The organism is Herpetosiphonaceae bacterium, from assembly GCA_036374795.1.
Classification (GTDB): domain Bacteria; phylum Chloroflexota; class Chloroflexia; order Chloroflexales; family Kallotenuaceae; genus LB3-1.
The window spans coordinates 1-22,581 of the sequence record DASUTC010000359.1 but is presented as its reverse complement, the minus strand read 5'-3'; the positions used below and the strand labels follow the sequence as shown (position 1 = coordinate 22,581).

The following is a 22,581-nucleotide window of genomic DNA, read 5'->3' as shown; positions in this document are numbered from 1 at the left end:
CACGATGATAGTGCCTGGCAATGTACTGGTGGCCGATGGCCTGTCGTTTCGCTATGGACAGGCCGAGCAGCTCGCGATTCATGATCTATCGTTTCATGCCGATCGCGGCGAGATCGTGCTGGTCGCCGGGTCGAGCGGCTGCGGCAAGTCCACGCTGCTGCGCTGCATCAACGGGCTGATCCCGCGCTCGTACAAGGGCGAACTTCAGGGTAGCCTGCGTATCGAAGGGCAAGATCCGGGGCGGCTGTCGCTGGCGCAGATCGCGCAGATCGTCGGCACGGTGCTGCAAAATCCCGAAAAGCAGATCGTCGGCGCGTACGTCAAGAATGAGGTGGCGTTCGGCCCGGAGAACCTGGGCTGGCCCCGCGACCGGATCGTCAGGGTGGTCGAGGAGGTGCTGCACCGGCTGGGCATCGCGCATCTGCTTGAGCGCGAGACGTTCAAGCTGTCGGGCGGCGAGAAGCAAAAAGTGGCGCTGGCGGGCGTGCTGGCGATGCAATCGCGGCTGCTGCTGCTGGACGAGCCGCTCGCCAGCCTCGATCCGCTGTCTGCCACCGAGACGCTGCGGCTGCTGCGCGCGCTGGCCGACGACGGGCATACCCTGGCGCTGGTCGAGCACCGGATCGAGGATGTGCTGGCTCTGCGCCCTGAGCGCGTGCTCTTTATGCGCGACGGTCGGCAGGTCTACTGGGGCGGTCTGGCACAGTTCGAGGCCGTCGCCGATCCGCGCGAGGTCAAGCTGCCCGCGCCGCTGGTCGTGGACTGGGCCAGGCGCAACGCTCAGGCGATCGATCTGCCGCCGCCACCGCCGAGCGCGCGACCGGACGCCGAGCCGCTGATCGAGTTCGAGCACGTCGACTTCTTCTACGATCCCGACGTGCCGGTGCTGCACGAGGTGAGCCTGACGATCCGCAAGGGCGATGTCGTGGCGATCCTCGGTCCCAACGGCGCGGGCAAGAGCACGCTGGTCAAGCAGATGATCGGCCTGCTCAAGCCGCGCGCGGGCCGGGTGCGCGTGCTGGGAGCGCCGACCGTCGAGCTGACGACCGCGCAGATCGCCCACAGCGTCGGATACGTCTTTCAGCATCCAGGGCATATGCTCTTCGCGCCGACGGTGCGCGAGGAGTTGGCGTTCGGGCCGCGCAATCTCGGCTTCGATCAGGCGCGGATCGACGCGAACGTCGCGCGCGCGATCGAGATGGTCGGGCTGACGGGCCTGGACGATCGACCGCCGCTGGCGCTGAGCTACGGCCAGCAGAAGCGCGTCGGCATCGCGGCGGTGGCGGCGATGGAGTCGCGGGTGCTGGTGATGGACGAGCCGACCGCCGGACAGGATTATCGCTCCTACACGGCGTTCATGGACGCCATCGCCCGGCTGCAAAGCTTCGACGCGCTGGTCTTCATCACGCACGATCTGGATCTGGCGCTGAGCTATGCCAACCGGATCGTGCTGGTGGCCGAGGGTAGGATCGCCGCCGACGGGCCGCCTGAGCGGGTGCTGGCCGACGAGCCATTGCTGCGCCGCTGCCGGGTCGAGCCGACATCGCTGCTGCGGCTGAATCTGACGTTATTGCCACACACGGGCCGATTCTTACGGGCTGAAGGATTGGCGCGCTATCTCAAGGAGGATCACGCTGCAACGAACGAAGGAACGTCGAACGTCGGTATTGGGCCTGATCAACAATAAGCTCCTGCTTGAATCACGGAGGGTGCGATGAGAACAGCTTCGCCGAACCGGTACACCCGCCCACTGCTACTGGTAGCAGTGCTGGTCGTCGTCAGTGTGGTATTGGTGTATATCGGAAATATGCTAGCCACCGCTCAAGGCGCGGACCCGCTGGCTGGCTTCAACTGGATCTGGTTCGTGCTGATCGGAGCCGGAATCGTCTATGGCCTGTACGTCGCCTTCGCCGATCGTCCGATCTGGCAGGTCGGCACACGCGAGGTAGTGATGATGGCGATCGGCGCGGCGCTGTACGGCTTCTTTTCCTACTGGAGCAACTCGGTGCAGATGCCTTCGGTCAGCCAGGTAGCGCTGCGTCCGGCGGTAGTGATCCCGGTGCTCTTTGGCGTGCTCTTCGGTCCGGTGGTCGGCTTCTTCACCGGATTTGTGGGCAACATCCTGGGCGACGCGCTGACCGGCTGGGGCGTATTCCCTATCTGGGACATCGGCAACGGGCTGATGGGCATGGTCGCCGGCCTGGCGGTCGCGTTTCCGCGCAGCCGCCGCAGCTTCAACGGCCTGACAATCGCGATCGGCGTGGTGGGCCTGGTTCTAACCGCGTGGCTGCTGCTCGATCCAACCGTCGAAAACCAGTTTGCAGACGGCGCGGTCGGGGCGATGTGGTGGGTGCCGCTGCTGGGCGTGGCGCTGGTGATCGGCCTGCGCTACGTGCTGCGCGATCGGCCCGACGTCGCGATTGCGCTGCTGTGGTCGGCGCTGGGCGTGATCGTCGGGATCGGCTTTGCGGCGATTGCCGACATCTGGTGGAACGGCTACACGCCTCAGGTGGCGATCCTGGGCGAGTTCGTCCCGGCGGCTGGTCCCAACCTGATCAACATCGCGATCCTGCTGCCGATTCTCTACGGCGCGTACACCTCGGCGCGGGCACGGACCGGGCGGGTCTGAGCTACCCGAAAGAACAAAGGAAGAGGCGAACAAACCAAGAACAAAGAACAGCGAACAAAGGGGAGAAGAGAGAACCAAGCACCACCTTCCCCCTCGCCTGTCGCCGCTCAGGCGGAAGCCCGTCTGAGCGCGGGGCAGGGGGTGGCGCGCACGCGCCGGGGTGAGGGCCTGAACGCGAAACTTGATTGCCTATGATTGTCACCTGGGGCTACCGCAAGCGCGGCAGCGCGATCGAGCGGCTCGATCCGCGCACGCGCATCCTTGGCTTTATCGGCCTGACGTTCGCGCTGATCCAGATCTGGGATCTGCGGATCATCCTGATCTTCTTTGTCGGCACGCTGGCGCTGCTGTGGCTTTCCCGCCTGACGTGGCGCGAAACGCGGCGCTTCTGGATCGTGATGAGCATCGTGGTGCTGATCCTGACGCTGTTTACGGCGCTGACCGGCTGGCAGGGCGCGGGCGTCTATGCCGTCGAGCGTCCGATCTGGCCGCAAGGGCTGACGCTGCTCGGCTACACCTTCTATCCGTCGCTCAGCATCGAGCGCAGCGTCTTTGCCGTGGCGCAACTGCTGCGGATCTTTACGCTGGCGACGCTCTCGATCCTGGTGATCTACACCACCAATCCGGGGCATTTCGGCGTCGCGGTGCGGCGGCTGGGCGTGCCCGACAAATTCGCCTTTGCCACGGACCTTGCCTTTCGGTTCGTGCCGACGCTGGCGCGCGATTTTAGCACGACGCTGGACGCGCAGAAGGCGCGCGGCTATGAGCTGGAGCGCAAGGGCGGCCTGCTGCGGCAGATCCGCAACATGGCTCCGCTGGTGGTGCCGGTGACGATCAATGCGATCGTGGGTGCCGACGAGATTGTCGATGCGATGGATCTGCGCGCCTTCGGCACGGGGCCGCGCACCTGGACCGAGCCGCTGCGCTATCGCTGGTGGGATTATGCGGTGATTGCCGCTGCCGCGCTGATCTTTGTGAGCATCACGACGCTCAACCTGCTGGGCTACGGGAACTTCTGGCTGCCGGAGGTGTTCCGCCGATGATTGTGCCATCGGTACAAAGCGCAGCGCGGCGACTTGTGCAGACTACACGAATTTATGTAATCGGTTACAAAATCCTTTGACAGGGGTGATTCTGCGACGTATACTCCCTGCCAACACTTGCCATCATGCTCCGTCATATTTGGAGGATACAATTATGTCGCAGACTCGACTGGTCATCGCCGACGATGAATCCCTGATTCGCATGAACCTGAAGGAAACGTTGGTCGGTCTGGGCTACCTGGTCGTCGGCGAGGCGGGCGATGGGGTCAGCGCGATCAATCTGGCCCGTGAGCTTCGGCCCGATCTGGTGATCATGGACATCAAAATGCCCAAGCTGGACGGCATCCAGGCCGCCGAAGTGCTGACGCAGGAGCGCATCGCGCCGGTGCTGCTGCTGACGGCCTACAGCGACCGCGCGCTGGTCGATCGGGCCAAGGAGTCCGGGGTGGTCGCGTATCTGGTCAAGCCATTCCGCGAGGCCGATCTGCTCCCCGCGATCGAGGTCGCGATGGCGCGATTTGCCGAGCTAAAGGCCATGGATAAGCAGATCGGCGATCTCAAAGAGTCGATCGAGACGCGCAAAGTGGTCGAGCGCGCCAAGGGCTTGCTGATGGAGCAGCAGGGCTTGAGCGAGGCGGAAGCCTTCCGCAAGATCCAGCAGCTTTCGATGAACACGCGCAAGCCGATGAAGGAGATTGCCCAGGCGCTATTGTTGGCGGCTCAGATCGAGCACTAGCCGTGATGCCGAGATTGCGGCGCACGCCGGTCTGGGTGATGGTGGCGGCGTCGGCGCTGCTGGCCTCGGTGCTGACGCTGGCGCTCGACCGTGGGGTAGCCCTGCTGCGCGCGCCAGAGACACCGACGCCGACGACCGTATCCGATCAGCCGGTGGTGGTGGTCATCGAAACGCCGGAGCCGGAGATCGAGCCGTCGGTGCTGCCGGACGACGAGGAGCAGCGCTTGCTGCGCCAACTGCAACAACAGTCCGTGCAGCATTTGGGCATCACGTTTGTGCTGAAGGCGGAGCGGCAGGTGACGCTGGCGATGGAGGCGCTGGCGATCAACGATATGGCCCGCGCCGATCGGGAGTTGGTCGCGGCGCAGGCATCGCTGGACGATGCGTTCAGGCTGGCCTCGGAGAATCTCAAGCCACAGATCAGCACGGAGCGTCTTGAGCTTGGGCGGATTCGAGCCGATCTGGAGATTAATCCGCGTGGCCTCGACGAGGACCTGCGCAAAATGCGCGATCGGCTGCTGAGCCTGATCGTCGCGCGCTAGCACGCCATCAGGCGGGAAGGTTGGGATAGTTCCCCATCGAATCCTTCTTCCTGGGCCGGACGAACGTATTTCATCTCGGCGCAGGTTTCCGAAGCTTAAGACTCGAACAGCGCGTGCAGTGCCTTGATGCTTGCACGCGCCGTCGTTTGTTGTCTGGAAATGCGGGGTGGAAATTCCTAGCGGCGGTCGCGAGCGCGAACCCGAATAGGCGCTGGGACGGCCTGAGGACGTGCGGCGTGGGCGAGGACAATTGCAGCGAGGAATGCGAGTAAAGTCAACATAATCTTCTCCACTAGCTGAGGATGGAGGGCTGGAAATAGATATAGGTAAACCGTACCAAAATTTAAACGATTCGTCAATACCTATTTTAGACTATTTCGTGTCGTACCGATCGGGCTACCGCCGCATGCGACGACCGATCGCCGCGCCGAAGGCATAGAGCGCTTCCAGCCGCAGCAGATAGGCCATGCCCAGATACAGGCCCAGCCCCAGGCTGCCCAGCCCGACGATCAGCGCCAGGATCATGATTTTGCCCTGCGCCGGGCCATCCACGAGCGTGTACAGCGCCCCGCAGATTGCTCCCGCAGCGCCGCTGGCGAGCACGCCCTTCCACACGGCCTCGCCGAGCCGCTGGCCGCGCAGCGCATCCAGCCGGTGATGCGCGAACCAGAGCATCAGCAGCGCATGAACCCACCACTGCACGACGTTGCCCAGGATCAGCCCGTAGACGCCCCACGCGCGCACCGTGAGAAACGCGACCAGCAGATAGGCTCCGATCGCGCCGCCGTTGACCAGATTGGGCAGCAGCGTGTTCCGCCGTGCGTAGAAGGCGAAGATCAACGGCTGGTCGATACCGGCGGCGATCAGGCTGGGCAGATAGAAGAGCAGGGCCGTGCCGATCGCGACAGCGCCAGCAGCCGTCGTCTCGCCGCCCTCGAAGAGCAGCGCGGTGATCGGATAGGCCAGCGCGGCCATCAGAGCCGTCACCGGCAGCAGCAGCAGCAGCAGCGACTTGATCGAGAGCGCCAGCGTGCGCCGGTACTCGGTCAGATCAGACGGGTCAGCGCCCTGGCGTGAGAGCGTCGGCAGCGCTGCCAGCGAGATCGCCGTAGCGACAATGCCCAGCGCAAGCTGGATCAGCGTGGTCGCGAAGCGCATCTGCGCCGCCGCGCCCTCGCTCACGCCCGACGCCAGCGATCGGTCGATCACGATGCCGATCAGGCTGAAGCTCAGGCCGATCAGCACGGGCACGTAGAGCCTGCCGATGCGCCGTACATCGGGATGCCGGAGATCGAGGGCCAGGCGCAGCGGCACGCCTCGCAATCCGGGCGCTTGCAGCAATACCTGGCCCAGCGCGCCGATGCCCATACCGATCGCCAGGCTGCGCACGCCGTAGCCCGCGCTGAAGAGCAGGCCGCCGACGATGATGCCGACGTTGAAGGTGGCGGTGCTGAACGCCGGAAGCAGAAAGCGCCGCCGGGCTTGCAGCAGGCCGGTGATCAGCCCGGCCAGGGCCATGAAGATCGTCGCGGGCAGCATCCACGGGATCAGGTCGATCGTCTCGCTGCGCAGCATGGGCGAGTTGGTGCTGAGCGTGAGCAGCGTGCCCAGCCAGGGCGCTGCCAGCCAGGTCAGTCCGGCGGCGGTCGCCATGATCAGGGTCGCCAGCGTGAAGATCGTGCCGGCCACGCGGCCAAGCTCGGCCTCGTCGCGCTCGGCTAGCTCGGAGAAGACCGGCACCAGCGCGGCGCTGACCAGCCCGCCGACGATCAGGTCGTAGAGCGTGGTGGGCACGGCGGAGGCGATGGCGTAGGCGCTGCTCTCGACGCTCACGCCAAAGAGTCGGGCGATGATCGTCTCGCGGGCCTGGCCCAGGAGGCGGCTCGCGATGTTGCCGATCGCGATCAGCGCGGCGGCGATCGCAATGCCTCTCCCGATCTGCGCGGCGGGCGTGGTCGGCTCGGTTGGCGCGGATGCCTTACTCATCGAAGATCGTCGTCTCCGGCGGCGCGTTCGGCGCGGCGGGCGGAAACGCGCGGAACAGCCGATCGATCGTCAGCCAGTCGCGGTCGGCGAGCAGCGGCTCCCAGTCGGCGCGCTGCGACGCATGGCAGCTCAGCGCGTCGCGCTTGATCTGCTCGTACGCGCTCACGTCGAGCACGGCGGTCGGGGGAGCGTGCGGCGGCGCAGCGCCCATCGGATGCTCGATCGTTCGCTTCGGCCTGATCGTGACGTAGTACAGCCGTGGCGGTCGCTCGGTCTGGCACTCGGCGCGGTATCGCGCAAACGCCTGCTCCGTCGCGTCGTGAATCGCCAGATGGTCGGGATGGCCCGTGATACCGTCCGGCCCAAAGGTCAGCACGATCGTCGGCTGCCAGTCGCGCATGACTTCAAGCACCTGCTCGGCGAGCAGGCCCGGCGGCAAGTTCTGCAAGCCGCCGTCGGGATGCCGCCAGACATCGATCCGCTCGATGCCCAGCACCTCAGCGGAGCAGCGCAACTCATGCTCGCGCAGATCGCCCAAGGTCTGCCCCGGCGCGAGATCCGCCGCGTCGTCGTTTCCGGCGTCGCCGCGCGTGGCGGTGATCACCGCCGTCCGCCAGCCCCGGTCGTGAGCCAGGCGCATCGTCCCGACCGGCCCGAAGGCTTCGTCGTCGGGATGCGCCCAGACCGCAAGTAGCCGCTTAGCGTGCATAGCGCTCCACAATCCGCTCGATCAGCTCGGTCGTCGAGTGTCCGGGCAGGTAGCTGATCAGCTCGACGTGCCCGCCGTAGCCCTGCACGATGCGCGCCTCCGGCAGCGTTTTCGGCGGCGTGGCATTGGCCGTGCTGGCGGCGGAATCCGCAGCGCTCAGCGTGTAGTCGCCGCCTTTGACGTACACATCGGGCTGAAGCGTCGCGACCAGATGCTCGGCGGTGCGATCCTCGAAGATCGTGACATAATCGACGGGACGCAGGCCAAGCAGCAGCGCGGCGCGCTCCTCCTGAGGAATCAGCGGACGCTGCGGCCCTTTGAGCTGGCGCGTCGAGCTGTCGCTGTTGAGGCCGACGACCAGCAGATCGCCCAGGGCACGCGCGGCCTCCAGGTATTGCAGATGGCCGATGTGCAGCAGGTCGAAGATGCCGTTGGTGAAGACAACCCGCAGCCCACGGTCGCGCCACTGCTGCCGGAGCCGAGCAAGCTCTTCCAGAGGTATCACAGTTCGCATCGCTTATCCCATCGCCGCAGGCGGTATGCCCTGCGCTAATTCGTCGGGCGTTACCACTGCGTTGCCGAGCCGCCGCACGACCAATCCCGCCGCGTAGTTTGCCATCTGCGCCGCCGCGACCGGCTCGATCTCGGCGGCCAGCGCCAGCGTGATCACGGCGATGAACGTATCGCCAGCGCCGGTCGTATCGGCGGCCTCGACGCGGTGCGCGGGGATGTGCAGGTAGGGCTGCGCGCGGCCCCGGATCGACAGCCCATCGCGGCCACGGGTGACGATCATCAGCTCCGGCTCAAGCATCTCAAGCAGATCGTCCAGCGCGCGGCGGTACTCGTCCTCGCCGGTGATCGACCGGCCCAGGTAGGCGGCGGCCTCGTCGTTGTTGCAGCGCAGCAGGCCAGCGCCGCTGTACTTCGCCAGCTCGCCCTGCGCGTCCACGGTCAGCAAAACGTTGTGCTGCTGGCACAGCCGGGCGATCTCGCGCACCAGCGGCGGCGTCAGCAGCCCGCTCAGGTAGTCGGAGCAGAGCACGGCGTCGATCTGCGGCACACACGCGCCGATGCGCTCGACCAGCGCCGCGACGATCGCGCCGTTGATCGGCTGCCGGTCGATGCGGTCTATCCGCGCGAGCTGCTGTGAGAAGCGCAGCGAGCTTTGCGAGATGATGCGTGTCTTGACGGTCGTCGGGCGGTCGGCGTCGATCAGGATGCAGCCGGGCTCGACGCCGACCTCACGCAGCAGCGCGATCAACTGCTGGCCCTCGCCGTCCTCGCCGACCACCGCCGCCTGGATGGCGGTCGCGCCCAGCGCGGCAATGTTGTTGGCCGGATTGGCCGCGCCGCCCGGAATGTACGTCCGGCGGTCGAACTCAAGCACGGGGATCGGCGCCTCGCGCGACAGGCGCGTCGCGTGGCCGAAGACATACTCGTCGAGAAAGACATCGCCGATGACCAGAATGCGCTGACGGGCCAGCGCGGCCAACACCTGGGCGGTCGAGCGTCGATTGGGCATTACGGTGTCCCTGGTATCACAGTTTGGGCAGCGTCAGCCCTTGCTGGTTTTGATATTTTCCGGCCTTGTCGCGGTAGCTGGTCATGCACGGCTCGTCGCTCTGGAAGAACAACACCTGCGCGATGCCCTCGTTGGCGTAGATTTTCGCCGGGAGCGGCGTGGTATTGCTGATCTCAAGCGTGACGAAGCCCTCCCACTCCGGCTCGAACGGCGTTACGTTGACGATAATGCCGCAATTGTGGACGAATACGCCCGCCTCCAGCGCGAAGTTGCCTGCTTCGGGCACGGTCAGGCAGTAGACATCGTGGTCGCCCGGCAGATCGCGAATCGCCGCAACTTTGTGGTTGCGTGCTGGTCGCGTGTCCTTGAAAGCATGCACGACCTCAGGGAAGCGACGAAACACCGAGCGGTCGCAGTTGAGCAGCCGCGCGGCTCCGTGAATCTTCTGATACATGCCATGACGTAGCTTCCACTCCTCGATCATCCGATGCGTTGGGTAGAGATGACCATTGAGCGGCTGATAGACCACCTCATAGCCGCGCGCCAGTTGTCGGTACAGCGGCATGAGCGAGTCGCCGGGGCGCAGATCGTGCGCCGCGACCATCCGGCCATCGCGCATCATAAAGAGATGATCGGGCGTGCAGTGGATCGCTTGCTCGTTGTCGAGCACAACCTCGACCAGGGCGTCCCGACCAATGTAGCGCGGCGCTTCGAGCAGCGTCACGATCATGCGTCCATGCGGCCCGATGCTGTAGCCCCAGAACATCTCGCCATCGTCGGCGCGTCGCGCCATCTCCTCAAGCGTCGGCGCGGTGCCATCTACCAGCGCAACGCGCGTATCGCCACGGAAGCAGCGCGCATACGTACTTTTGCCGACGCAGACCGTCAATACATCGCGTGGAATACGAAAATACTCAACGGTTTTCGCTAATGCAAACGAGTTGGGCGGAATGATGCACTCATCGCCCTGAAAATCCTTGAACGCTTTCGGATCGAAGTTCTTGGGATCGACAACCGTTAGCTCGCCGGTCGCGCTGGTGAATATTTTGAACTCGCCGGCGACACGAATATCGTAGCCGTACGACGATAGCCCATACGAGACAACACCCTGCCGAACCTGGCTTTCCTCAAACGGCTCGATCATGCCGTGCTCAAGCGCCATCTGTCTGATCCAGCGGTCGGACTTAATCGCCATATCCAGCTCCTTGTGTCAGGGTGTTTCAGCCTATGCCAGCGATCGGCGGCCCGGCTCGATCGCGCTGCGATGATACTCGAACTTGGCGCATGCAACAACTGCCGCAGCTTACATCACGCTTACGATGCCGAGATAAGCTGTCCCGACGGAGCCGAGCGCGTGGTGCTGGATCGACGCAGCGCCCAGGCCCGCCAGAGCGTGTAGGCCATCAGGCTCCACAGCAGCGCCAGGCCATAGAACTTGTAGGAGAGCGCCAGCGCGGGCAGGCCGGGATTTTGCTTGCCGTCGAAGAAGCTCCACTGGTTGCCGTAGGCGATCAGGCCAAAGGCGAGCGCCAGCAGCACCGCCCGTCCCAGCGGCAGCGGTCGATCGGCGCTGTGCCAGACCAGCATCACGAACGCCAGGATCGTGATCGTGGCGTAGTGCATCCAGGCCGCCGGAACCGCCAGCACCATCACCACGGCGAAGCTGCTGAGTTGCAGCGCGAAGCTGATCGACCGTCGCTCGAATGGCGTGATGCTCAGCAGCAGCGATACGCCCGCGATCAGCGCGAAGCCGCCGTAGGTCAGCAGGCTGATGCTCAGGCTGTGGATCGGCTCGGTGCGCAGCGGATCGTAGCTCAGCCGGTTCAAAAAGCCGTTGATCGTCTGGTTTTCTACCCAGCTCGTGCCGCCGCCGATGTTGGGCAGCACCCGCGCGACATAGATCACGTGGTTTTCCCAGCCCATCACGCCGATCGCGATGCCGTTGAGCAGCGCCAGCCACGCGGCAACCCAGCCGATCGCTTTCCACTCGCGTCGCACAAAAAGGAAGCCGACCAGCAGGAACGGGTAGAGCTTGAAGAGCGTGCCGAGCGCGATTGCCAGGCCGGTCAGCCAGGGCCGATCGGCGCGCAGCCCAAGCAGCGCCAGCGTCAGCAGCAGCAGCAGCATGATGTCGATCTGGCCGTAGGCGATCGTATCGAAGGGCGGCTGCATCAGCCCCAGGATCACGCCGACGGTCGTCAGCGCGAGCAGCCAGCCGAGACGCGGACGCAGCAGCCATGCCAGCAGCCCGCCCGTCGTCAGGTAGAGCGCGACGTTCAGCAGCCGGTGCAGCAGCAGAATAAACACGTCGTCGGACGTGGCGAAGGGCAGGAAGAGCATGCCGTAGAAGGGCGGCACCTTGAAGACATGGCCGAAGTGGTTGGTCAGCACATCGTCGAGCTTGTAGAGCGGTCGGCCAAGGTGGAAGTCGTACGCGGCTCGCCACAGGATGAAAAAGTCCGGTCCCGAACGGCGGAAGGCGAAGCGCGCGGCATAGGCCGCCTCCGCCACGCCGCCCAGCGCCAGCACCACCAGCGCGATCTTCCAGCGTGTGCTCGTCGCCACACGCGGCACGATCGCCAGCGCCAGCAGCAGCGCCATCACGACGATGCCAATGTTCTGTGTGCCGGGCCGTGGGCAGACGCCGCTGACCGTCTCGGCGCACAGCGCGCGCTGGTAGAGCAAAAACATCCAGTAGCCGACGCCGAGCAGCACCACCAGTCGTCCCGGCTCGACGCGCTGCGGCAAGGCCCACCAGCGTCCCTCAGGCCGCGTCAGCCCGGTCCAGAGCAGCAGCGCTACATGCCCCAGGATCGTCATCAGCAGCAGCCGGTGCGTGTACGGCGCGACCGCCAGCGGTCGCAGCGCTGCGCCGAGCGCCAGGCCAACGCCGAGCATCCCGGCGCTGAGACTCGTCACCAGCGGGGATCGGCCAAGCCGCAGCAGCAGCAGGCCCAGCGCCAGCACCAGGCCCGGCAGCGCGAGCATCTGTCTCATGGGCGGGAGCGTCCAGCCAAGCTCATGCCAGACCACCCGCGCAACGCCCACGCCGAGCGGACGCGGATCGTTGGGCGGGCTCCAGGTCGGGCTGAGCAACCCGAAGCGCGGATCGCCGCTGCTGATCGCGGCTCCCGGCACCAGCAGCGCCAGCGTGCGCCGACCATGGATCGGCGTGGTGACAAGCGGCTGGCTGTTGGCGGTCAGTGTCAGCGGCACCGGCGGCTGCTCGTCGGGCACCCACAGGCGGAGTTCAAGCAGGGCGCTGGGTGGACGCCCGGCCTGCGGCAGGGCGATCGTGCTCGCGCCGGTGCTCCAGCGGTAGGTGAAGTCGCCTGCGCGCTCAAGGCCATGAACATCGCGGAAAACAAATGTATCGTGCTCGCTCACCGCCCGGACGATCGGGGGCGTGAAGCCGTAGGCCGCGAGCAGCACGGCCAGCGTGACGAGTGCGGCCAGGCACAGGCTGAGGATCGCGCTCCAAGAACGCTTGGTCAGTCGGTCGCGCATAGTGCCAAGATCGACCCATCGGCGCGATCGGTCGATCACGAGCGGATAGACAAAACGAAGCCGCCACCTGCGACGGCGGCGGCGCTGCGGGCTGGCTCGGCGTCAGGACTCGACCAGCGCGTCTTCCATGACTTCTGGCTGCGCGGCCTCGACGGTTGCCGCGCGCCGCCCCGTGATGTATGGCTCGAAATAGCGCTCGATAATCTCGCGCTGCTCGGCGGTGGTTTTGGCGTGCTGGACATCCCGGCGCAAATTGGCCGCGCCCGGCATCCCGACGTAGAACTGGCCGATCAACTGCTTGAGCTTGCCCATGGCCTGGTGTTCGGGCATCGTTTCGAGCAGCATGTCGAGGTAGCGCAGCAGCAGCCATTGCTTATCGGCTGGCTGCGGCTCGAAGATCGGCTCTCCCGCGCGCAACTGGCTGATCTGTCGGAAGATCCACGGATTTGCCATCGCGCCGCGCCCGATCATGATGCCGTCGACGCCGGTTGCGGCCAGTCGTTGCAACGCATCCTGAGCGCTCTTCACGTCGCCGGAGCCGATGACCGGAATGCTCACGGCCTGCTTGGCCTGCGCGATACGCTCCCAGTCGGCCTCTCCGGCATAGCCCTGCACTTTTGTGCGCGGATGCAGCGCCAGCGCGCTCACGCCCGCATCCTCAGCGATCCTGGCGGTATCGACGTAGTTGAGCGAATCGTCGTCCCACCCGGCGCGAAACTTGAGCGTGATCGGAATCGAGACGGCCTCGCGGACGGCGCGCAGCATGCGGCTAAGCTTGGGCAGATCCTTGAGCAGCGCCGAGCCATGACCGCCGCCGGTCACTTTGGGCGACGGGCAGCCGCAGTTGATATCGATAATATCCGCGCCGAGCGCCTCCACCTGCCGGGCCGCGTTGGCGACTAGCTCCGGCTCGTTGCCGGAAAGCTGCATCGCGATCGGTCGCTCCTCAGGCAGGTAGTCGAGCAGCCGATGCCGCTGCATCGCCTTGGGCGTGACACTGGCCGCGTTGGTCATCTCCGTCGTCACCAGCCCAAGCCCGCCCAGCGACAGCAGCAGCCGCCGAAAGACCGAATCAGTCACGCCAGCCATCGGCGCGAGCACAATGTTGGGCCGCACCGTGATATGGCCGATCTGGTAGCTGTCTGGAAGATGTTTGAACTGTTCACTCATCATATACGAATAATAATAGCGCGGAGTCTGCTCCACGCTACAATGCAATGCTCAGGCTGAATTATACCATGCAGGCGGGATAGAGGAAAAACTGGCTTTGTACCACTAACTTAACAGGCGCTCACAGGTGCTTTTGTGATATGCTGTGACCTTAAGTGATAGTTATGATCTGTAAGCTAACAGCGGGTAATTATGCCAACGGTGTTACGAGTAGGGCGATTCCGCTTCTACTTCTTTAGCAATGAAGACAGGAACCGCCGCACATTCATGTCAAGGCAGGCGAGGATCAAGCCAAATTCTGGCTCAATCCAATTATCCTGGCTGCCAACTATGGTTTTGCAGCACGTGAGCTTAACGAAATCGCACGCATTATTATGGAGCATCAGGCTGAGTTATTGGAGGCGTGGCATGACTACTTCGGCCAACAATAAGGAGCGCTTACAACGGGCATATGTGCCTACAACCGCGCTTGCCAAAGCTGTGACATTCGATGATGCACTGATGCATGTCACGCTGACCGACGGACGCATTATTGGCGTGCCGATCATCTGGTTTCCTCTGTTGCACCGGGCAACACCTGCCGAGCGTGAGCGGTACGAAATTGGCGCGGGAGGCCGATCGCTGCATTGGCCGGAGCTAGACGAGGATGTATCTGTGGCGCAGCTTCTCGCGGGCGTCGATTGGAGCGCTACGTAAGCACGTTGCTGCGACAGGGGGATCAAACCAGGCCCTCACCCCGGCGTATTGCGCGAGGTGAGGGCCGTGGTGTGCCTAGTTGGTGGGGATGCCCCGATCGGCAAAGATCTTGCGGATCTTGGCCTGGTTCGCGCCGTGGTTCAGCGCGCGGTCGGCGGCCAGGATCGCGTTCGCGCCATCCTCGAATGAGGCGGTCGGCGTCAGGTAGAAGTGGCTCTGAAGCACCAGCCGGTCGGCGGTGGTTCTGCCGAGCGTGTTCCACAGATCGAAGAGCGCCCGCGACCAGATCTCGCCGTCGGCGTGGACCCGCCCGACCACATCTTCGGGATAGTGCTTGTTCTTGTCGATGCGGCGCAGGCACGGCGGCGACAATCGCGAGTACGAGGTCGCGTCCCACTCGGCGACGCACGCCAGATACGGGCCGCTCTGGCCCTCGGCGCTCATCGTGAAGGCCAGGTAATCGCTGAAGCCCTCGCCCATCGCGCCGCCCTCCAGGGTGCTGCCGAAGCCGGGCACCTGATTATCCTGCACCGAGTGGCCGTACTCATGGACGATCACATCGGCATCCTCGGCGTCGTCGACGCCGCCGCGTCCGAGCGAGATCGTGCCGTTCGGCGGATTGTAGTACGAGTTGTCGTAGCTGAACGTGCTGACCTTGACGGGCTGCTGGCGGTTGTTCACGTTGGTAAAGCCCAACGACTGAATGTAGCGCTGCGTGCGATCGATGTGGTAGTAGGCCATCACCTGCTCGAAGCGAGCATCGTCGCGGCCATAGTTGAACACGAACGACGACTCCCTGGCTGGCTCTTTGCTGCTGGCATCCACGAACGGGCCGCGCAGGTAGCCGGAGCCGTCCAGGTCGCGCAGCGCCACCGTGCGATACGCGCTTGCCAGATCGGCGTAGTCGGCATCGTCCTGATCGGTCAGCGTGGGATTCTGGAGCGTCGCCACGGGATTGGGATCGAAGACGCGGCCCGTGCCCTCGACCTGCCGCAGCAGGCTGCGTACCGCCAGCGTTTGCCCGCCGATCGCATCGACAAACACATCCCACGCCCCGACCGGCTGCTCGGCGCTGAGCGTGATTTTCCAGGCCAGCCCGACCGGCCCTTCGGCATAGACCACGAGGCTGGTCTGCGGAGCGGACGACAGCGCGCCTGTCGCGCCCGTTGCCGCCCGCGCCGTGGCTAGAGCCGTGTCGGCGGAGATGCGCGGCGTGGTGTCGATCTGCGGCAGATTGGCCTTGTAGCCGCTGACCACGAGCTGCACGCCGTTACCGCGATCGAGGCCGACGTTGAGCGCCGCGCCTTCGACGGGCACGCCGTTCACGGTCTGCTGGAAATGCACGTGCGTGCCGCCCAGCGAGGCGACCGTTCTACCGTCGCGCAGATCGGCGAGACTGGCCTTGAGCTGATAGCGGCTGCTGTTGGCCTGAAGATACGCGCGGGCTGCCGCGCGCGCCTTGTCGTTGCCGCCGGGCGCGGCGAAGCTGATCGAGGTGAGCGAGAAGAGAACGGCGAGGACCAGACAGAGCGCAGCGGCGCGTCTAAGCGAGTGGGACATGGGGGCATCTCCTTGCTGTACAGGGTGCTGCGGCGATCATCAAGCACGGTACGGGAAAAGGTGGGCGCGTGCAGCGGATTTGCACGGTGCTGCACGCGCCTCTAGTTTAACCGATCTTTGATCGTTCGTGAAGGGGCTTATTGGCTGAACTGGAAGTTCGCGCGATGCTCGGTGCCGTCGTCCAGTCTGACGATCAACTGGCGGCAGGTTCCGGCCCACGATTTACTGGTCTTCCAGATGTAGGTGTACTGGTCCGTGCTGGCGTCGTAGCTCAGGCCGCTGCCGCCTGCCGTGCTCGTCTCCTCCACGCCATCGACCGGAGCCGTCGCGTCGCATGGGATCTGCTGCGACTTGGGATAGCCCGCCGCGAGGATGCTCAAGCCCTGGTCGCCGCTCAGGCTGAACTTGACCGGCACGCCGCTGCCCGCCTTGAGCAGGTTGAGCGTCGGCAGGTTGTCGATCGGCTGGAAGAAGCCGCTGAACGCATAGATCACGGCAACCTGGAAGCTCCCGCTGCCAACGCTGCCGAAGGGATCGGTCACGCGAACGGTGACGGTGTAGCTGCCGACGCTGGCATAGCTGTGGTTGAGCGTGCCGAGCGCTCCCGGCGCGGCTGCGCTGAACGTCGTGTGCGCAGAGCCGTCGCCCCAGTCCACATCGACGCTCCACGGCCCCGCGCCCGGGTCAGCGAACGATCCGAGATTGAAGGCAGCGTCCGCGCCCTTGATCGTCGTCTGATCGGCCAGGCCGGTGATCGTCGGCGCTGTGTTCAGCGCGAAGCGCGTCACCTGCGGATCGTGATCGCTGGCCTGGTTAGCAAACTCGGAGTTGACGTGAACTACGTCGTGAACGAAGGACGTGTTGAACAGATTGCTGCTGACCAGGATATGATCGAGCGTCTGAGAGTTGCCCTCGAAGACATAGCTGTACCGCTCGTTCTGCGGCAGCGCCTCGATCAGATCGTGGAGCGCGCCACCCTTGAGGATATTGACCACCTCGGAGAACTCGAAGTCATTGATGTCGCCGGCGACGACGATCCTGGCGTTCGGATCGGCAGCCAGGATCTGATCGACAAAATCGTTGACGATCTGCGCCTGCTGCTTGCGCTGCACCTCAGAGTTGCGCGTCGGCGGCTGGAAGCGACCGAAGAGCGGTTGATCGCCGCCTTTCGAGTTGAAGTGATTGGCGATCACGAACACGCTTTGCCCGTCGTAGCGGAACTCGCCCGCCAGCGGCTTGCGGCTGGTGTTGAACGCGGTGTTGGTCGGATCGATCCGGCCAGGACTGGCCGAAAGCTCCGGCCCGCTCGTGCCCTGCACAATCGTCGTGGCCGTGGTCGAGCCGCCGCCCGGACGATCGACGAAGCTCACGCCGCGATCGGTGCGGAACAGGAAGCCGACGCGGATGTTGCCGCCGGGCTCGCCGCCATCCTGATCGTCGACCGGATTGATGTCGCGGAACTGGTAGGTCGGGCCACCCGCGCGCTCGATCGCCGCGATCAGCAGGTTGTACGTCTCGCTGGCATCCACGACCGCATCGTTGGTCGCGCCGTTGTTATCCTGCACTTCTTCGACGGCGATAATATCGGGCGACTGAAGATTGTTGACGATCAGGCTTGCCAGCGTGTCGAACTTGGCCGGGCCGTCGCTCGGATCGAGGTTTTCGACGTTGAAGCTAGCGACCGCAAGCTGGCCGGAAGCGGCAGGCGCGGTTGTCTCCGGGGCCAGACCGCCTGAGACGGTGGTCAGCGCGCCCGTCACCTGAAGCTTGAAGTTGCCGAAGCTGTAGTCGATCACGCCCGTGACCGGCGTGCTGAAGTGATCGCCGACGTTGGCCTGCGGCGTCGCCACGATCGAGTCGTCGAGGATGATCCGCTCAGGGTTGAAGTCGGTCGGGCGGATGATGATGCCGCCGCGCGGCGTGCGCAGCGCAGCATTCGCGCCGTCATCGCCCAGCACCGGGATCTCGCCGAAGCTGTTGCTCGGCCCGACGACGACCGCGTTGTTGACCTGCACGAGCATCGATTCGAGGCTCTCGTAGAAGTCGATGCCATCGCTGGCGGGATCGAAGGTTCCGCTGGTTTCGACATCGCCGGTCGCGTCATCCTCGATCACCGTCGCGGGCGGAATGCGTCCGCCGTTGCCGATGATCGTCGCGGCGGGCAGCACGTTGCCGCTGGAGGTCACGATCACGCTTGTGTTAGACGAGCTGATCTGCGTGGTGGTCAGGTTGGTAGTGCCGCCGCTGCCGCCGGGCCGGAACTCGCTGACGCGACCGCTGACCGTTACCGCATCGCCGACGTTGGCGGTCGGCGCGGCGCTGGTGAAGACAAAGATCGCCTCAGAGGTCGCATCGTCTGTGTCGGCCTGGGCGTCTTGCATGTAGAAGCCGTTGGAGCGCCTGACGGTGACAATGCCCGGCACGTTCGAGACGGTCTGGCCGATCCTGGGCGAGATGTGGCTGGTGCCCTGGATGTCGCGAATGCGCGTCGTCGGCACTGGCGACGGGCTGGGCGACGGGCTTGGTGAGGGCGATGGGCTCGGCGACGGGCCGATCGTATAGCTTCCCAGGCCGTCGAACGTATCGAGGGCGAAGCCGTCCCACTCAACACCAGGATCGAACAGGTCGGCGGCGTTGGTATCGCCAGCCGTCACGCTGGCTTTCCGGCGCAGCGTGTTGTCGGCGGTGCTGGTGAGGCCGGTTCCCCACTCCGCGCCGGGATCGAAGCCGATCTGCCCGATCGAGTCAACGATCGTGGTGCCTTTGCGCAGCGTAATCGCATCGTCGCCATTGAACCAGCCGGAGCCATTGGTCTGATCGGCCTGGGCAAGAATCGCTGCGCTGGCGGTGGCCTGGGCGAGAACGAATACATCGCCGCTGACGACTGTGCCGCTGAGGTTAATCGTCAGTCCAGGCGCGGCGCTGCCGTTGAAAAACATTTGAACGGAGTAGCCGCCGGCTGCGAGATCGACCGCTGATCCGGTTCCGTTATAGATTTCGAGCGCTTTGTTGTTGCTCGAGCCCTCGATATACTCAGAAAAGAAGAGTTCTGTTGGTGTTGCCGCAGCCGCCGACTGGGTGCCAGCGGTGATCAGGGTCACGAGCATCGCGCATACGACGACGAGGCTCAACGGATACCATCCGTGCCGACGAGTCATAATCCTTCCTTTCCCCAGCGGGGATCGCCTTCCACAGCGATAGTATGATCGTGAGTGTGTAGGGGTAGTTCATGCTCCTGTCGGCGGAGGCGCCGCGCAGGTCCACATGTGTCAGAGTGCAATCAAGGAATTAGGATGAAGTGCCGACGAGGACTATATTATAACGAAAAATCGAGCTTTTGGGGAGTATTATTCGGCAAAAATACGTATCCTGTACTCATAAACCGGACTTTGTTGGCTCTATGCCAGCGATGTCCTGTGGGCATGAATCCAATGCCCGCCATCCGAGGCGGGCCTGAGCTATCCGCTGCTCCGGCAGGCTGTGGGGCTATACGGCGTCGGCGCTGGCTGCGGCTGGCGGCACGCCATCTTTGTCCATAAACGACGGCGAATGAATATCGAAGGCGTCGGCGAGGCGCACGAAGAGATTGAACAAGGCTCCATCGTAGACCGCCTCGGCAATCTGGGCGTCATTCCATCCAGCATCGCGCAGCGATCGCCTTGCAACTGCGAGAGCCATGTGTGGCTGGTCAGTCAATAATGGTACTTATTGAGCGCCGCGACGTACGAGGCGATCATCTCGTGCTGTGCGCGCGTGAGCGTATCGCCGGGCGTGGCGTGCCTTTTGGGCGGCGCTTGGGGTACGGGCCTGAACGCGAAACGACGAACCTGCTATAATCTCGCCCGTGAATGAAGTGAGAGTGTAGCTATGACTTTTCCTCTACGCCGCGTGGCCGCGACGATCGCCGGGAAAGCGGCGATGCAGCTCAGCCGACGGCTTGGCACTGGCGGCGGCACCCAGCTGCCGGGCGTGGTCGCGCGTCGTGTCGCGCCTGCCGTGCTCCACGATCTCGCCTCGGCGCTGCCGCGCGGCGTGGTGCTAGTGACGGGCACCAACGGCAAAACAACCACGGCGCGGATGCTGGCCGCGATCTTAAAGACCGACGGGCTGCGGCTGCTGCATAATCGGGCAGGCGCAAACCTGATCACCGGCCTGACGGCAACTGCGGTGGCCGGGGCGGATCTGTGGGGGCGTCCCCGCGCCGACATCGGGCTGTTCGAGACTGACGAGGCGCATCTTCCGGCGGCGATCCGCGAGACACAGCCGCGCGTGGTGCTGATGCTCAACCTTTTCCGCGATCAGCTTGACCGCTATGGCGAGGTCGATACGATCGCCAGGAAATGGCAGGCCGCGCTCGAAACGCTGCCGCCGACATCAACCGTCGTGCTCAACGCCGACGATCCGGCGATTGCGTATCTCGGCGAGAGTCTGCGCTGCAAGGTACGCTACTTCGGCCTGCAAGATCTGCGCTACGGCATCGGTGGCGTGCAGCACATGGCCGACTCGCAGTTTTGTCGGCGCTGCGGCACGGCCTATGTCTACAATCCGGCCTTCTACGGCCACATCGGCCATTACCGCTGTCCCAACTGCGGCCTGCAACGGCCCACGCCCAACGTGCGCCTTGAGCGGCTGACGCTGAAGGGCATTACCGGCGCGCATCTGGTGATCGCCGACGACGAGGGCGGCTTCGACGTGCAGTTGCCCGTGCCCGGTCTGTACAACGCGCTCAACGCGCTGGCTGCCGCCGCCGCTGCGCTGGCGCTGGATGTTCCGCCCGCCGGGATTCGGAACGCGCTTGAGGGCTTTACCGCCGCGTTCGGGCGGATCGAGCGCATTCCGATCGCGGGCCGCGATGTGCTGATGGCGCTGATCAAAAATCCGGTGGGGGCCAGCGAGACGGTGCGCATGCTGGTGACGCGCGATTCAGCCTCAGAAACCGAGTCCGCGCCTGCCGATCTCTACCTGCTGATCGTGATCAACGATAAGATCGCCGACGGCACCGATGTTTCATGGCTGTGGGACGCCGACTTCGAGCAGCTGGCGGGCCGCGTGGCGCATGTGGTGGTCAGCGGCACGCGCGCGGCGGATATGGCCGTTCGTCTCAAGTACGCGGGCGTTCCACACGCATGCATCGAGCAGGAGCCGAATCTAGGCCGTGCCCTCGATCGCGTGCTGGCGGCTAGCCCTGCCGAGCAGCCGCTCTACCTCCTCCCAACCTACACGGCGATGCTTGAGCTGCGCGAGGAGCTGGTGCAGCGTGGCCTGGTCAAGCCGTTTTGGGAAGACTGACGGAGAACAAGGGAACAAGGGAACAAGGCAAACTTGAAACTTGAAACTTGAAACTCTGATCTTTGAACTTTGAACTCGGTAATGGTATACTCGCCTGCCGATGACACCTACCAAACGCTCATTCGATCTGCGCACGGCCCTGGTGATCGGCGCTGGGACGGCGCTCGGCGTCGCCTGGGCATTCTTCAACCTGTACCGGGCTGGCGGTTCGGGCGCGGCAGGCGCTACCACGCCCCTGGTCTGGGTCGTCTTTGCGATCCCGTTTTTCGCCTTCTGGGGCTGGCTGCTGGCGCGGCGCGATGAGGGCTGGCTGGCGGCGTTTGTCTGCTTCTGCATCTATTTCTTTTCGATCTTCGTGGGCGCGCGTATCGAGCAACTGCTGCTGGGCGCGGCGTCGGCGGCGGCGAGCGGACACGCGCTCTACTTTCGGCTGACGCCAGCGGTCCAGCTAATCGCCTGTGTGGTCGTCATCCTTCAGCGCGCCGGTAGCCGTGGTACAATGCATTCAGCCACGGATCGCTAGCTCGCTTGATACGCTCACACATCGGAGGGAGAGGCTTTAATGGACGACCGCAGCTCGGCGCACCTGCGGGTGCGTAGCCGCCTGGAAGCCGGCGAGCGTGCTCGTCTTTCGCCTCTCGCCGCGTTGAGCGCCAACGCCCGGCGCGACTATCCCGACGACGAATCGCCGATCCGCACCAACTTTCAGCGCGACCGCGATCGGATTTTACATAGTAAAGCATTTCGGCGTCTCAAACATAAGACGCAGGTCTTTATCGCGCCCGAAGGCGATCACTACCGGACGCGGCTGACGCATACGCTGGAGGTGACGCAGATCGCGCGCACCATCGCTCGCGGCCTGTCGCTCAACGAAGATCTGGTCGAGGCGATCGGCCTGGGCCACGACATCGGTCACGCGCCCTTTGGACACGCGGGCGAAACCGGCCTATCCCGCGCGCTTGGCCGCGCGTTTCGGCACAACGAGCAGAGCCGCCGGATCATCGAGGTGCTGGAGCGCGACGGCGCGGGCCTGAACCTGACAATCGAGGTGCGCGACGGCATCGCCAAGCACTCCAAGGCCCGCCGCGACATCGCCGCGACCGCCTGGGGCGTTGCCAGCACGCTTGAGGGGCAGATCATCAAGCTGGCCGATAGCATCGCCTACATCAACCACGACATCGACGACGCGCTG

General features: G+C 64.5%; 18 protein-coding genes and 3 pseudogenes. 9 read left to right on the top strand and 12 right to left on the bottom strand.

Going from position 1 to position 22,581, the window contains the following annotated elements; all coding sequences use genetic code 11:
• Positions 1-4: 4 nt before the first annotated feature.
• The 5 genes from VFZ66_28930 to VFZ66_28910 all read left to right on the top strand — a co-directional run bounded on the left by VFZ66_28930 (position 5) and on the right by VFZ66_28910 (position 4,950).
• Positions 5-1,687 carry an ABC transporter ATP-binding protein gene (locus VFZ66_28930; GenBank protein ID HEX6293239.1) on the top strand — a complete coding sequence of 561 codons (1,683 nt, stop codon included), beginning with the start codon at positions 5-7 and terminating at the stop codon, positions 1,685-1,687.
• Between the two features lie 27 nt (positions 1,688-1,714).
• The gene (locus VFZ66_28925) at positions 1,715-2,629 is read left to right on the top strand and encodes an ECF transporter S component (protein ID HEX6293238.1); all 915 of its coding nucleotides are present in this window, start codon (positions 1,715-1,717) and stop codon (positions 2,627-2,629) included.
• 191 nt (positions 2,630-2,820) lie between these two features.
• On the top strand, positions 2,821-3,672 hold the full coding sequence (locus tag VFZ66_28920; protein HEX6293237.1) for an energy-coupling factor transporter transmembrane component T: 852 nt from the start codon (positions 2,821-2,823) through the stop codon (positions 3,670-3,672).
• A 154-nt stretch (positions 3,673-3,826) separates the two neighbouring features.
• Positions 3,827-4,408: a response regulator gene (locus VFZ66_28915; GenBank protein ID HEX6293236.1), complete on the top strand. Its 582-nt coding sequence runs from the start codon at positions 3,827-3,829 to the stop codon at positions 4,406-4,408.
• Between the two features lie 2 nt (positions 4,409-4,410).
• Complete coding sequence (locus VFZ66_28910; protein ID HEX6293235.1) at positions 4,411-4,950, top strand: hypothetical protein; 540 nt, start codon at positions 4,411-4,413, stop codon at positions 4,948-4,950.
• Between the two features lie 396 nt (positions 4,951-5,346).
• On the opposite strand, the gene murJ is transcribed toward VFZ66_28910, so the two are convergent.
• The 9 genes and pseudogenes from murJ to dusB form a co-directional block, all read right to left on the bottom strand.
• On the bottom strand, positions 5,347-6,936 hold the full coding sequence (gene murJ, locus VFZ66_28905) for a murein biosynthesis integral membrane protein MurJ (GenBank protein HEX6293234.1): 1,590 nt from the start codon (positions 6,934-6,936) through the stop codon (positions 5,347-5,349).
• Positions 6,929-7,645: a PIG-L family deacetylase gene (locus VFZ66_28900; protein HEX6293233.1), complete on the bottom strand. Its 717-nt coding sequence runs from the start codon at positions 7,643-7,645 to the stop codon at positions 6,929-6,931. Before VFZ66_28900 ends, murJ begins: the two co-directional genes overlap by 8 nt.
• Positions 7,635-8,159: an adenylyltransferase/cytidyltransferase family protein gene (locus VFZ66_28895; GenBank protein HEX6293232.1), complete on the bottom strand. Its 525-nt coding sequence runs from the start codon at positions 8,157-8,159 to the stop codon at positions 7,635-7,637. Before VFZ66_28895 ends, VFZ66_28900 begins: the two co-directional genes overlap by 11 nt.
• Positions 8,160-8,162: 3 nt before the next feature.
• Positions 8,163-9,167, bottom strand: a complete 1,005-nt coding sequence (locus tag VFZ66_28890) for a bifunctional ADP-heptose synthase (protein HEX6293231.1) — start codon at positions 9,165-9,167, stop codon at positions 8,163-8,165.
• A 16-nt stretch (positions 9,168-9,183) separates the two neighbouring features.
• Positions 9,184-9,402: pseudogene (dcd, locus tag VFZ66_28885) on the bottom strand (dCTP deaminase).
• A gap of 6 nt (positions 9,403-9,408) precedes the next feature.
• Positions 9,409-10,008 (bottom strand): annotated as a pseudogene (locus VFZ66_28880) (hypothetical protein).
• 9 nt (positions 10,009-10,017) lie between these two features.
• Positions 10,018-10,362, bottom strand: a pseudogene (locus VFZ66_28875) (dCTP deaminase).
• 119 nt (positions 10,363-10,481) lie between these two features.
• A complete protein-coding gene (locus VFZ66_28870) occupies positions 10,482-12,674 on the bottom strand; it encodes a glycosyltransferase family 87 protein (protein HEX6293230.1) in 2,193 nt (730 codons plus the stop codon).
• Between the two features lie 102 nt (positions 12,675-12,776).
• Positions 12,777-13,847, bottom strand: coding sequence for a tRNA dihydrouridine synthase DusB (dusB, locus tag VFZ66_28865; GenBank protein ID HEX6293229.1), 1,071 nt, complete (start codon positions 13,845-13,847; stop codon positions 12,777-12,779).
• A 405-nt stretch (positions 13,848-14,252) separates the two neighbouring features.
• Between dusB and VFZ66_28860 the strand changes: the two genes are divergently transcribed.
• Positions 14,253-14,540, top strand: a complete 288-nt coding sequence (locus VFZ66_28860; protein ID HEX6293228.1) for a DUF2442 domain-containing protein — start codon at positions 14,253-14,255, stop codon at positions 14,538-14,540.
• A gap of 75 nt (positions 14,541-14,615) precedes the next feature.
• Here VFZ66_28860 and VFZ66_28855 read toward each other — a convergent pair whose 3' ends face one another.
• From VFZ66_28855 to VFZ66_28845, 3 genes are all read right to left on the bottom strand, one after another.
• The gene (locus VFZ66_28855) at positions 14,616-16,100 is read right to left on the bottom strand and encodes a M36 family metallopeptidase (GenBank protein ID HEX6293227.1); all 1,485 of its coding nucleotides are present in this window, start codon (positions 16,098-16,100) and stop codon (positions 14,616-14,618) included.
• Between the two features lie 137 nt (positions 16,101-16,237).
• Positions 16,238-19,258, bottom strand: a complete 3,021-nt coding sequence (locus VFZ66_28850; GenBank protein ID HEX6293226.1) for a PxKF domain-containing protein — start codon at positions 19,256-19,258, stop codon at positions 16,238-16,240.
• Between the two features lie 328 nt (positions 19,259-19,586).
• The gene (locus VFZ66_28845; GenBank protein ID HEX6293225.1) at positions 19,587-19,778 is read right to left on the bottom strand and encodes a hypothetical protein; all 192 of its coding nucleotides are present in this window, start codon (positions 19,776-19,778) and stop codon (positions 19,587-19,589) included.
• Between the two features lie 189 nt (positions 19,779-19,967).
• Here VFZ66_28845 and VFZ66_28840 point away from each other — a divergent pair, with 189 nt between their 5' ends.
• The 3 genes from VFZ66_28840 to dgt form a co-directional block, all read left to right on the top strand.
• Positions 19,968-21,389 carry a MurT ligase domain-containing protein gene (locus VFZ66_28840; protein HEX6293224.1) on the top strand — a complete coding sequence of 474 codons (1,422 nt, stop codon included), beginning with the start codon at positions 19,968-19,970 and terminating at the stop codon, positions 21,387-21,389.
• A gap of 100 nt (positions 21,390-21,489) precedes the next feature.
• Entirely contained in the window at positions 21,490-21,912 is a 423-nt protein-coding gene (locus VFZ66_28835; protein HEX6293223.1) for a hypothetical protein, read from the top strand.
• Between the two features lie 39 nt (positions 21,913-21,951).
• Positions 21,952-22,581 (top strand): dNTP triphosphohydrolase (gene dgt, locus VFZ66_28830; protein HEX6293222.1); only part of this gene is annotated, 630 nt, incomplete at its 3' end.